Here is a 12,559-nt window from a genome sequence, read left to right on the forward strand (position 1 = left end):
CTTTTCTTAATCAACACCGTTGGGAAAATGGCCGTTATTTTTTTGCTTATGATGCCGCTTCGTGGATTAGTAAAGCTTACGGTAGTGACTTATCTCTTATTGGTTCATACGGTTACGATAGAAAAGGTGCCAATGGTAAATATTATGTACGGGCGGTTGTAGAGGCTGCTAAAAACAATGCTATTGGCTTTAGTCAGTATACTTTTTTAAACCCAACAACCGAAAAAGTTGAAGACAAGATAACCGCTTCCTTTTACTTTAAACCGTTAAATCTGGTTATTGCAACTGGTGAATACATCAGCACCCTTAAGCAAAGCAAAATCGACGCGGCATTACACGCAATAACCATTGCTAAGTATGGAGAAAATGGTTACTTTTGGATACAAGACAAAGATGGAAAAATTCTTGCTCACCCGAAAGCTGAAATAGTGGGAACAAAGGTTGCCAGCACAACAACCATTGCGGCAAGTATAAAAGGTAAATCTGAAGCCACTGTTAAAATCAATTATGAAAACCCAGCCACCGGACAAGCCGAAAACAAAATTGCTTATGCTCGAAAAATCTTCCCTGAATGGGGTTGGACAATTGTGACCGGCGCTTATGAGAGTGATATTATCGCGGTGCAAAAGGGCTTAACAAAGGTTACTGAAGATATTTTTGAGGAAAAAGTTGGCTCGGGGATTATTATCTCATTAGTTTTAATTGTTCTCTCTTTTATTATTGTAATTTGGGTTATTAGTGCCATTGTCAAAGGTCTAGTCGTATTAAAAGATCGCATTGATACTTTATCGACAGGCGAAGCGGATTTAACTTCGCGCATTGATATTGTTTCAAATGATGAGTTGGGAGATATCGGACAATCTGTTAATACTTTTATTATTTATCTGCAGTCGATGATCCTCGATATTTCACAAGCTTCAGCGCATATTACTGAAAACATAAATCAACTCAATATTCAGTCTGAGCAAAATAATAAAGCGTTAATAACTCATGCCGCTGAAACGGAACAAGTTGTGAGCGCCATTACCGAGATGAGCGCGACTTCTGAAACCGTTGCGCAAGGCGCAACTGAAACCGCGACAAATACTCAAAAAGCGAACGATGAAGCGCTATTATCAAAAGATACCGTAGTTGAAGCTTCCAACAGTGTGATAGCTCTGGTGGATGAAGTTGACTCGGCATCATCAAGCATTAATACCATGAATGAAAATACGCTAGAGATCATCAGTGTCTTAAGTGTGATTGGTGCCATTGCAGAGCAGACCAATCTATTGGCTCTGAATGCCGCAATTGAAGCTGCTCGTGCAGGTGAACAAGGGCGCGGTTTCGCCGTGGTTGCAGATGAAGTACGTTCACTGGCAGCACGCACTCAAACCAGTACTGCTGAAATTAATACAATACTCGGCAAATTGCGTAAAGATGCTAGCGATGCAGTTGCTGCTATGGATGTAACCAAAGCAAGTTGTGAGCGCACGGCAGAAAACACTGAGCGCGTGACAGAGAGTTTAGATGCTATGACCAACTTTATTGTGGAAATTAATGATCTTAGTACACAAATTGCAACCGCATCTGAAGAGCAAAGCAGCGTTAGTGAAGAAGTCAGCCGTAATATGAGTAACATTCATCAGATGGTACAAGAACTGACAAAAAATGGACAAGCTAGCGTCGATAGCACACAAAATTTAGCATCTGCCAATGCACAATTAAATGCTTTGGTGAGTAAATTTAAATTGCAGTAGTGAGACCCTGTTTTTATTGAATGGGTATCGTTTATTCGCGATATGATATGGACGGTCCTGCTTTTGGACCGTTTTTTTACCTGTAATATTTTGCTGATTCAATTAAAAAGGCATGTTATTTTTCTTCTTTTTTTGCAGAAAACAATATGCAGCCGAAAAAAAACGATATTTTGTCGAGCAAAAACAACATCTGCGCAGATAAGCTCGATGATTTATCTGTCGATTGCTTAGATAAGCAAACCCCCATGCTTTGCTCTTTTACAAAAAGCGCAGTTAAGTTTCTTTTAAATCCTTAAGTTGCTTTTGTATGATTAACGCGCGTTTTACCAACTTATGATTCGCTTCACAACCTCTAAGTTCTAACTCCAGGATCATTGCATCTAGCAGTTCCGAAACTTCTGCAAGTAATGGCGCAGTTGTGTTGCCTTGAATGCTCATTTTTCACTCCTTTATTATCTTTTTTTATTAATAATCAGTTTATTACGGTCATCCGTTAATGCCGGGATCTCAATCGTGATAAATAGCAGCTGCACAATAATCTTTACTTATCTCAAAGTCGCTTGCAAAAGATCATGGCTAGTTTGTCGATATCCTCACTTTTAAGTATATGACTACTATCCACTTGTTGCGAAATAAAGGTTGAATGATTCATTTAACCATCCTAGATAGTGACAGCTTTTATCTGCTATTGCAGATGAAAGTTAAGAGTACAAAAAAGCCCCTGTTTATTAAAATAAACAGGGGCTTTTTTTATCAGATTAATTAATTTGCTATAACTATTGAGAGAAGTGCTTTTGACAGAAATTAATACGCTCTTCAACGCTCATGCCATGATCATCACCCAAGCTTTCAATGAGCTTCAAACGCGGCAGAATGCCTTGCCCATTGGCAGTTTGAATAGCTAAACCCGGGCGAGCATTTAATTCGAGTAGCATTGGCCCTAAATCGCGGTCTAGTACCATATCGGTGCCTAAATAGCCCATGCCAGACATCTCATAACAGCTAGCGGCTAAATAGATAAGCCGTTCCCATTTTGGAACCTCTAATTTTTTAAGCTCCTTATTGGTATCCGGGTGGTGATGGACAGGCAGATCAAACTGCACGGCATGCAGGGCTTTGCCTGTGCCTATATCAATACCCACGCCAACGGCACCTTGGTGTAAATTAGCTTTACCATCAGAAGCGGCGGTGGAAAGACGCATCATCGCCATTACCGGGAAGCCTTTAAAGACGATCACTCGCACATCAGGCACGCCTTCGAAACTAAAACCATCAAAGGCATTGTCAAACTGAATTAAACCTTCAACTACAGCAACATCAGCACTGCCACCTAAGCTAAATAAACCCGCAAGGATATCTGTTACGTGACGCTTAATTTCAGAAAGGCTTTCTTCACTGCCATTGGGTTTAAAATAACGGCCGTTTTCAATTTTAGTGATAACTAAAATACCTTTACCACCACTACCTTTAGCGGGCTTAATAACAAAGCCTGGGGTATCTTTAATAAACTCTTCTACACCTTGAACTTCTGCCTGCATGGAAATTACTCCCAATAAAGCAGGAGTGGTAACATTAGCATCACGCGCAATAATTTTCGTTTTTAGTTTATTATCAACTAAAGGGTATAATTTACGCGGGTTATAGCGTCCAATATAGCCGCTATTGCGCTGGTTCATGCCCATAATGCCTTTCTGTTTGAGCTTAAAAGGATTACAAAAAAACATAGTTTAGTCCTTATCAGCCAAGGGTTTAAAGCGACGTAATTCTAACAGGCGGTAGCCCGTATAACTTCCCAGTAACAGAACAAAGGCCATCACAACAAACTGTAAGCCAATGAAATTAAACATTAGATGACGTGTAACCTCATTGCTCATGGCAAAGTATGCAAGCACTGCAACCGCCAAACTGCCGCCACCTTGAGTAATTACATCTTTTGCACCCTCCTCTTCCCATAAAACAGACATACGCTCTATCGTCCAAGAGAGAATAATCATTGGGAAAAAGGTGATTTTAAGTCCTTCAGTAAGACCAAGTTTGTATGAGAGTACACCAAACATTGCAATCAGCAGGATAACCATAATGATTACGGTGGATATTCGTGACACCAGTAATAAATTAAGATGTGATAGATATGAGCGGATAAATAAACCAACTGCCACCAATAGAATAAAACCAACCAGACCAGTTACAAGGCTTGTTTGAATAAATGCCATGGCGATTAAAACCGGCATAAAAGTACCGGATGTTTTCAGACCGATTAAAACGCGCATTATAACTACAATCAAAACACCTAAAGGAATCATTAAGATACCTTTAAACAGTGACTGATCTTCAACAGGCAGGCTATGAATTGAAAAGTTGAATAATTGATTATCTTCAGTTTTTTGAAGGATTGCAGCTAATGCCGGCTGCTCTTGTTTAATCATTGAGAAGCTGACTTTGGAGTTCTCACCACCAACAAGTTCAAGCAAGGCTTTACCACTTTGATCCCAAAGCAATAAATTATTACGATTTACTGCTGCTGTATTATTAGCATTAAATAGTTGGGAAGTGATAACCCCATCTTTTTCTTGGAATACTTCCACTATAGGCTGTAAGTGTTGACGGCGACGACCATCTTCTAAGTGAAGCGCACCAACTTTTTTAGTCGGAATTTTTGCTTCATTTAAGAGTGCGATTAAAAGATCTGTTTTTGTTATTTCACTGTTTAAAATCAAGCTGATATTTTGATTCGGGGTTTCAGCATTAAGTACTTTTAACAGTTCGCGAGTTAAACTGAATGCATCCGCGCTGGTTTTATATGCATCTCTGATAATTTCAGTGCCGGCAGCCAAGCTCGCAGCATCATATTCTTTATCGAATAAAGCTGGCATTTCAGTGTATTTTTGATCTTTACTTTTATTATCAGCAAGTACCTGAATATTATAATAAAGCGTTTGTTTACCCGTTGCTTCGCGAATTGCCCATTGAGCTTGTGGCGCAGTGTTTTCATTTAAAAATGAAAGCCCGTAACCAGGTGAAGCCGCATTTTGACTAATTTGGGTGTAACCAGCTTGCGCTTTTGGCGTGGTTAGTGATGCAAGAACAGACTCTCCCATCGCATTAAAATCGACTTTTGCATCAATATTCCAGATGGTACGTGTTTCGCCAGGCAACCAGGGAATATCGAACGCGAAATGGCGTTGTACAGTTTGAAATATGCCTAAAGTGAACAGGCCTGCGACTAAGGCGAAAAAGACAATTCTTGAGTTCATGGGGAGCCCTTACTATTTAGCGTTGTATTTTGGATGAATGTATTCTTTGCTGACGTCAACTAATACAACATCCTGCATAAATGTACGACCGATTAATACAGGGTATACCATATGAGTGCGATCCGTTAAGGTAAACTCTGTTTGATGTGTTACATCACCAATACGCACATGTAATTTAACAACGGGGCGTTCAGTTTCTTCACCAGGTTTACTTGATTGAATAATTTTAGCAATACGTTCAATTTTAGCTTCAACAATTTGCGGATCTAATCCTTTTTCATGACTTAGATTAAAACGCACCCATTTTTTGCCATCGCGTTCAAAACGTTCAATATCAACCGCGTTAATTGAAGAGGTTGCTGCACCCGTATCAATTCTGCCTTTGTAGTTACTTTTAGTCGTTGAAATATAAACCCATTCAGACTGGCCGAGAATTGTTTTATCATCCAGTTTTGTGGCATTTTTTGCGCTTGTTGATTTTGCTAATAAGATTGTTAATTCATCAACTTTATTTTGACAGCCAGTTAAGTTTTTATTGGCTGTAGTTAGCTTTGTTTGTGTTTGCTGGTTAGTTTCTTGTGCTTGCACAAGCTCACCTTGCAGGTTGGTTATTTGTGTTTGTTGTGCTTCATTATCTATGCTGACACAACCTGTGCTTACAAAAATAGCGACTGCAGTTATAAGTGCGGTTTTATTTAAAAACATAAAAATCCCTAACCATTATTATAGAAAACAAAAATATGATGTTATCAGCTTGTAGTTTAAATTGTAGGATTAATCTTAATTTTTATTTGATTCTATTGGGTTTTTTTATCATGTTTGGATCATATTTCTTAACCAGTGTTTTTTATGGACACGCTGGATCACTAAAATAACCTTGAGCAGCTCTTCTGACAGAGTAACAATATACGCTTCAACTAAGCTGAAGTTATAATATTTAACGGCAATATAGGTTAACGGGATACCCACGCACCACATGCAGAAAATATCAATAAATGTACTGTAATTAACATCTCCGCCGCTACGTAAGACGCCGATAATACCAATAAAGTTAATAACCCGAACAAACAACGCACATGCCAATACCAGTAAAACCTGGGATGCACTTTCGCTTGCACTTAATGATAGGGCCGGGAATAGTGATAATACGGGCTCTCTAAATATAATAATGATAGGGGTAAAGATAAATGCCAGAATGGGTACAAACAGGATAAATGTCCAGGCTTGTTGCCAGGCTATATTAAATGATTTTGCCCCGAGCTGATGTCCTATCATAGTGCCACTGGCAATAGCGATACCAATAAACAGTGCAAAAATAGTTTGCTCTATGGTGGATATCATACTCATCACTGCCAGTTCTTGAATACCAATCATGGCAAAAATTAAAGTGTAAACAAAAACACCTAAAGCCCAGCCGCTATCATGTAATACCATTGGTATTGCCAGTTTTATATAACGTTTTATTTCATATCGGCTAAGTGCCTGTTTGATCTCATTTCGCTTAGTGATGATAAATGAGCGTTTTTTAGCAACGAAAATAAGCAGTAATAATAACTGGATGGCCCGCGCGATTAACGTGCCCCAGGCGCTACCTTGGACACCCATTGCTGGAAATCCAAGGTGACCAAAAATGAATATATAGTTAAGCAGAGCATTAATAGGTATAACCAGCATGCTAATGCGCATTGAAGTTTTGGTATCTCCTGCTGAACGTAATGCTGTTTCAACGGGCAGTACAACGGCGGTAAAAATAAAGCTCCATGCAGTGATCACTAAATAATCGTTGGCTAATAATAAAAGCCGAGGGTCATCACTTGCGAGTCCAGTAACGGTTTGTGGAGAGATAGTATAAAAAGCTATAAAGGGAATCGTAATCAAAAAAGTAAACAGGAGTGATATCACTAAGCTGCGTCTTAAGCCTGATAGATCTTTTGCTCCAAAGTATTGAGAAGCAAGTACGCCACCTGCATGGCTGACGCCGACCATCATTAACAGGTTAAAGAAGAATATTTTATTACCCAGGCCAACCGCGGCAATTTCACTTTCACCTAACTGGCCGACCATTAAAATATCAACAAGGCCAAGAAATGAATATAACAGCGACTGGAAAGTAATAGGCAGGGCTAATTGCCAAAGTTTTTGCTGAAAATCCGGATGGCGGAATGTTGCTATTTTATTCTTCATAGGTATTCCTATTGGGAGATTTATACCTGACCACTTGCAAATAGTGCTTGGGGTTAAGCTAAGATGCCGGTGTAAGGCGCTTTAACTCCTTGCTCTGGAACAATTAGCTCCTTGAGTTTATGCCTTGAATCTAGCACTTATCGACTTGCAGATTCCCGCGTTTTAAGTAGCTTGGGTATATTAACTTTTTTGCTGTGAAAAAATATCCCTATCAATATCAATAAGCAGTATAAGTAAAGTGGACTCGAACCATAAGTTTGGTAGGGGGTATTACCAAACGCAGGCTGCACCTTTTTACTTAACACATCTGCAGTATTAGATGGCAGTCTTCCTAACTCATTGCCATAGGCATCAAAAATAGCAGTCACGCCATTATTTGTACTACGCAATAATGGGCGAGCAAACTCTATTGCACGCATTCTTGCAATCTGTAAGTGTTGATCTGGACCAATGGAGTCACCAAACCAAGCATCATTACTTAATGTTAATAACATACCTGTTTTTTCGGCAATGTTTTTGCGTAATAACTCAGGAAAGGCGATTTCATAACATAAAGCTGAGGCTAATGTTGTTTGTCCGCTTTGCAAATTAGGTTGAATTTCATCACCACGCTGAAAGCTCGACATAGGCAGATTAAAGTAGGGCGCAAGGGGACGCAGTAGATCTTCAAATGGGACAAATTCACCAATGGGTAATAACTGATGTTTTTGGTAACGATTTTTGCCCGTTAAAGAGTAACCTTGGCCTAGTGGTAATTTACCTAATGCGATAATGGTATTGTGGTATTCATCACTGGCCGATTTATAACCAATAATGCCAGTAATTAAGGTTTTGTTTTTTTCTGCTAAATTAATTGATAAAGGCTGCAAAAAGCGCTGCATATCAATTTCTAAGGCTGCAATTGCTGATTCTGGCCAAATAATTAGCTCGGGTTGAATGTCTAGTCCTGTTTCACTGAGATCCAGGTATTTAAATAGTGATGGGTAGAGCTGATCAGATTTCCATTTGTCATTTTGATCTATATTACCCTGTACTAACGACACCATTATTTCCGGCTGCAGCTCGTTGTATTGTTGTTTCTGTAAAATATAACCTGTTATTAGCAGCCCGCAAATCAGCGAAATATTTAATACGATTCTTTGTTTTTGCATAAGCAAAGTTAGTGCGCCACAAATAACCATAATTGCCAGTGTTATACCTTGTACTCCCAATATCGGCGCAAATCCGACTAAAGGTGTATCGGCATGGCTATATCCCAGATAGGCCCAAGGAAATCCGGTTAAAATATAACCTCTAAGCCAATCGGAAATTAACCAAAAAACGGGAATAAGTAAAAGATAACGCGTTGCATTTGATAAGTTTAGAAAACGTGTACTTGCCCATAATGCAATCGTTGGAAATAGTGCCAAATACGCACAGAAGATAACAATTAAAAGTGCACTTACTATTGTCGGCATGCCGCCAAAAAGATCCATGCTTACATAAATCCAGTGAATGGTGGCAATAAACATCGATATGCTAAAAGTAAAACTAATTAAAAAATAGCGTTGTGTGCTTTTTTGAACTTGCTGTAATAATAAAAAAAAGCCGATTAATGAGGGATAGAGAACCCACCACTGCTCAAAAGGGGCAAAAGCAAAAACTTGAATTGCGCCCAAAATAAGGGCAAAAATAAGTTGCCCGAAAAGATGCTGTGTAAAACTGTTTAGCTTATTGATGATATTATTGCTCAATATGTTTTAACTCTTTTGGGATGCGAACCTGCAGTTGTACTAAACGGCGGCTGTCGGCATTGGTTACTTTAAAATTATATTCGCCCATTGAGATGCTTTCGCCACGACCAGGCAAGTGTCCAAGTTTATGAATCATTAAGCCGCCAATAGTATCTTGTTCTTCGATATTATAGTCGGTCGAAAAATACTCATTAAAATCATCAATTGATGTTAACGCATTGACCGTATAGGTTCTTTTACCAATCTTGCGAATTTCAGCGACATCGATGTCATCAAATTCATCTTCGATCTCGCCGACAATCACTTCTAAAATATCTTCAATAGTTACCAGCCCTGAAACACCGCCATATTCATCAACAACAATCGCCATATGGTAACGTTGACTGCGAAACTCTTTTAATAAAGTATCTAAGCGTTTACTTTCAGGAACAACGACCGCTTCTCGGAGAATATCTTCAATTTTAAAGCCGTTTGCTTCACTGGTGAAGCCATATTTAATAAGATCTTTTGCAAGTAATAAACCGACAATATGGTCTTTATCTTCAGTGATTACAGGAAAACGGGAATGTGCAGACTCAATTAATTGCGGTAAAAACTGTTCAACTGTTTGATGCAGGCCTAGTGTGATCATTTGTGAACGAGGGATCATAATATCGCGGACACGTAGCTTGGAGACATCTAAAACGCCTTTGATCATATCTTTGGTTTTTTGATCAATGACTGCACGCTGTTTCGCGCCATGAATGATTTCTAGTAATTCTTTTTGGTTTTTAGGCTCTCCTTGGAACAGATTGCCAATTTTATCGAGCAGTCCTGATTTTGAACTATCTTGTAATGATTCTGTTTTGTCTTCTGACATTAATTTTATTTACTCTTTTTCACTTAAATAGGGATCTGCAAAACCAAGTTCGATTAACAGTTTTGTCTCAATGGCTTCCATCTCAACAGCTTCTTTCTCGATGATATGATCATAGCCTAACAGGTGCAGCGTGCCATGAATAAGCATATGAGCCCAATGTTCTGTTAAGGTTTTATCTTGTTGTATAGCTTCATTTTCAACCACTTGTTTACAGATTACCAGATCACCGAGTAAAGGTAATGTGATCCCGGGTGGATTTTGAAAAGGAAATGACAGCACATTGGTTGGTTTATCTTTGTTCCGATATTGAAGATTTAGCTGCTGGCTTTCATCAATATCAACAATACGCACTGTTAGTTCAGCTTCTTGTCGCTCCATTTCAGAGCCTGCAATAATGGCAGTTTGGATCCATTTTTCAAGAGAGGCCAAATCAGGTAGCGAATCTTCATTTGCACTGGCAATTTGTAAATCAACAAACAGATCCATTATTTATTTTCCGATTTAGCGGCTTCAATTTCAGCGTTACGTTCAAAGGCTTCATATGCTTTAACGATTCGCGCAACAACGGGGTGGCGCACAACATCATCGGCTATAAAGAAACTAAAGCTGATATCGTCTTCAACATCACCGAGTACTTCAATCGCATGGCGCAGGCCTGATTTTTGACGATGCGGCAGATCGATTTGCGTGATATCACCCGTGATCACCGCGGTTGAATTAAAACCGATACGGGTTAAGAACATTTTCATCTGTTCAACCGTGCTGTTTTGCGCTTCATCTAAAATAACAAACGCATCATTTAAGGTACGGCCGCGCATATAAGCGAGTGGCGCAATTTCAATAACATTACGTTCAATTAGTTTTTCAACTTTTTCAAACCCGAGCATCTCAAATAGGGCATCATAAAGTGGGCGCAGATAAGGATCCACTTTTTGCGACAGATCTCCAGGTAAAAAACCGAGTTTTTCACCCGCTTCAACTGCTGGACGGGTAAGTAGAATACGGCGCACCTCTTGGCGCTCTAATGCTTCAACCGCACAAGCAACCGCTAAATAAGTTTTTCCGGTACCAGCAGGACCGACACCAAAACTGATATCGTTTTTTAAAATGTTATTAACGTATTTAGTCTGGTTTTCACCACGCGGCTTGATTACGCCACGTTTAGTTTTAATCGTCAGACTATGGGAACTGCTTTGATCGTTAACTGGTTTTACTTCTAGCAGGCGGTGATTAGAGATTAAGTCTTGCAGTGCAAGATGCACATCACCGTCCGATAAACTAGGGTTTTTACCTTTTACCGTTTGTGTCTCAATATACAGCTCTTTTAAAAGATCGCTACAAGCCTGAGCATAACGATGCTCACCAACAACTTGAAAGTGTGAGTTTTTATAAATGATCTCAACACCTAAACGACGTTCAATCTGCTTAAGATTGTCATCAAATGCACCGCATAATACTGCTAATCGGTTAGTATCTGCTGGCACTAAATCAAGATAAACCGTAGTCAGTTTTGTAGTCAAAATAGTTAACGCCTTTTATTCTGGAGTAAATGTTGAAACACCTAATGTGTCTTCATGTTTATTAACGATATCGCTAGGGCGAATTGATTCACGTAAGTTCATTTCAGACTCGCCACGGATGAATTTACCGCGAATCGAGTTGCTATGTACTTCAGTAATTTCCACATCTACAAATCCACCGATTGAGCGGTGATCACCTTCAAAGTTCACAATACGGTTATTTTCAGTACGTCCGTATAGCTCCATAATGTTTTTACGCGAAGGACCTTCCACTAAAATGCGCTGCACAGAGCCCACCATACGACGACCAATTTGTTGAGAATACTGATGAATTCGGTCTTGTAAAATCGCTAAACGTTGTTTCTTAGTTTCAAGGGTTACATCATCAGGCATATCAGCAGCGGGTGTGCCGGGACGCTGGCTGTAAATAAAGCTGTAGCTTGTATCAAAGCCGATATAATCGATCAGATCCATAGTCTGCTCAAAATCTTGATCGGTTTCATTTGGAAAGCCAACAATAAAGTCTGAGCTGACAGTCAGATTAGGACGAACAGCTTTTAAACTGGCAATTATTTCTTTGTATTGTTCGGCAGTGTGACCACGTTTCATCAGATTCAAAATACGATCGGCACCGGCCTGCACAGGTAGATGTAAGAAATCAACTAACTCAGGGGTATCTGTATAAACATCAATAATATCATCTGTAAAATCGATTGGGTTACTGGTGGTGTAGCGTAAACGGTCAATACCATCGATTGATGCTACATAACGTAATAACTCAGCAAAACTGCAAGTGCCGCCATCATGGGTTGCACCAACAAATGAGTTTACATTTTGACCTAACAGGTTAATTTCACGAACACCTTGTTCTGCTAATTGCGCTACTTCTAATAAGATATCATCAAGTGGGCGGCTTACTTCTTCACCACGCGTGTAAGGAACAATACAGTAGGTACAGTATTTAGAACAACCTTCCATAATAGATACAAATGCAGTTGCTCCTTCCGCTCTTGGCTCAGGTAGTGAATCAAATTTTTCAATCTCAGGGAAACTGACATCAACAACGGTGCCGTGATCTTGTTGAACCTGTTTAATCATCTCAGGTAAACGATGCAATGTCTGCGGGCCAAATACAATATCAACATAGGGCGCGCGGCGACGAATTGCTTTACCTTCTTGGGAAGCAACACAACCACCGACACCAATTACCAAATTTGGTTTTGTATCTTTTAATTTTTTCCAACGCCCCAGCTGGTGGAATACTTTTTCC

General features: G+C 39.5%; 11 protein-coding genes. 1 reads left to right on the forward strand and 10 read right to left on the reverse strand.

Going from position 1 to position 12,559, the window contains the following annotated elements:
• A partial coding sequence (locus AC4GME_RS10865; protein ID WP_490379388.1) for a methyl-accepting chemotaxis protein occupies nucleotides 1-1,739 on the forward strand: 1,739 nt, incomplete at its 5' end.
• Nucleotides 1,740-2,012: 273 nt separating this feature from the next.
• On the opposite strand, the gene AC4GME_RS10870 is transcribed toward AC4GME_RS10865, so the two are convergent.
• The 10 genes from AC4GME_RS10870 to miaB form a co-directional block, all read right to left on the reverse strand.
• Nucleotides 2,013-2,177: a hypothetical protein gene (locus AC4GME_RS10870; protein WP_490375975.1), complete on the reverse strand. Its 165-nt coding sequence runs from the start codon at nucleotides 2,175-2,177 to the stop codon at nucleotides 2,013-2,015.
• A gap of 338 nt (nucleotides 2,178-2,515) precedes the next feature.
• A complete protein-coding gene (locus AC4GME_RS10875; protein ID WP_490375974.1) occupies nucleotides 2,516-3,463 on the reverse strand; it encodes an alpha-L-glutamate ligase-like protein in 948 nt (315 codons plus the stop codon).
• A 3-nt stretch (nucleotides 3,464-3,466) separates the two neighbouring features.
• Nucleotides 3,467-4,993, reverse strand: coding sequence for an inactive transglutaminase family protein (locus tag AC4GME_RS10880; RefSeq protein WP_490375973.1), 1,527 nt, complete (start codon nucleotides 4,991-4,993; stop codon nucleotides 3,467-3,469).
• A 12-nt stretch (nucleotides 4,994-5,005) separates the two neighbouring features.
• The gene (locus tag AC4GME_RS10885; protein ID WP_490375972.1) at nucleotides 5,006-5,698 is read right to left on the reverse strand and encodes an ATP-dependent zinc protease family protein; all 693 of its coding nucleotides are present in this window, start codon (nucleotides 5,696-5,698) and stop codon (nucleotides 5,006-5,008) included.
• Nucleotides 5,699-5,806: 108 nt separating this feature from the next.
• Nucleotides 5,807-7,177, reverse strand: coding sequence for an MATE family efflux transporter (locus AC4GME_RS10890; RefSeq protein WP_490375971.1), 1,371 nt, complete (start codon nucleotides 7,175-7,177; stop codon nucleotides 5,807-5,809).
• 137 nt (nucleotides 7,178-7,314) lie between these two features.
• A complete protein-coding gene (gene lnt, locus AC4GME_RS10895; RefSeq protein WP_490375970.1) occupies nucleotides 7,315-8,910 on the reverse strand; it encodes an apolipoprotein N-acyltransferase in 1,596 nt (531 codons plus the stop codon).
• A complete protein-coding gene (corC, locus tag AC4GME_RS10900) occupies nucleotides 8,900-9,769 on the reverse strand; it encodes a CNNM family magnesium/cobalt transport protein CorC (RefSeq protein WP_490375969.1) in 870 nt (289 codons plus the stop codon). The genes lnt and corC overlap by 11 nt, the downstream gene beginning before the upstream one ends.
• A gap of 9 nt (nucleotides 9,770-9,778) precedes the next feature.
• Nucleotides 9,779-10,255: an rRNA maturation RNase YbeY gene (gene ybeY / locus AC4GME_RS10905; protein WP_490375968.1), complete on the reverse strand. Its 477-nt coding sequence runs from the start codon at nucleotides 10,253-10,255 to the stop codon at nucleotides 9,779-9,781.
• Nucleotides 10,255-11,289 (reverse strand): PhoH family protein, encoded by a 1,035-nt coding sequence (locus AC4GME_RS10910; protein ID WP_490375967.1) that lies wholly within the window; start codon nucleotides 11,287-11,289, stop codon nucleotides 10,255-10,257. The genes ybeY and AC4GME_RS10910 overlap by 1 nt, the downstream gene beginning before the upstream one ends.
• A 15-nt stretch (nucleotides 11,290-11,304) precedes the next feature.
• Nucleotides 11,305-12,559, reverse strand: a 1,255-nt coding sequence (gene miaB, locus AC4GME_RS10915) for a tRNA (N6-isopentenyl adenosine(37)-C2)-methylthiotransferase MiaB (RefSeq protein WP_490379389.1), incomplete at its 5' end; no start/stop codon positions are given.

This window comes from Psychromonas sp. (assembly GCF_983033635.1).

Excerpts from the sequence above, each read along its gene's own strand:
- AC4GME_RS10870 (WP_490375975.1), bottom strand. The coding sequence starts at position 2,177 with ATGAGCATTCAAGGCAACACAACTGCGCCATTACTTGCAGAAGTTTCG.
- corC (WP_490375969.1), bottom strand. The coding sequence starts at position 9,769 with ATGTCAGAAGACAAAACAGAATCATTACAAGATAGTTCAAAATCAGGA.
- AC4GME_RS10880 (WP_490375973.1), bottom strand. The coding sequence starts at position 4,993 with ATGAACTCAAGAATTGTCTTTTTCGCCTTAGTCGCAGGCCTGTTCACT.
- ybeY (WP_490375968.1), bottom strand. The coding sequence starts at position 10,255 with ATGGATCTGTTTGTTGATTTACAAATTGCCAGTGCAAATGAAGATTCG.
- AC4GME_RS10885 (WP_490375972.1), bottom strand. The coding sequence starts at position 5,698 with ATGTTTTTAAATAAAACCGCACTTATAACTGCAGTCGCTATTTTTGTA.
- AC4GME_RS10890 (WP_490375971.1), bottom strand. The coding sequence starts at position 7,177 with ATGAAGAATAAAATAGCAACATTCCGCCATCCGGATTTTCAGCAAAAA.
- AC4GME_RS10875 (WP_490375974.1), bottom strand. The coding sequence starts at position 3,463 with ATGTTTTTTTGTAATCCTTTTAAGCTCAAACAGAAAGGCATTATGGGC.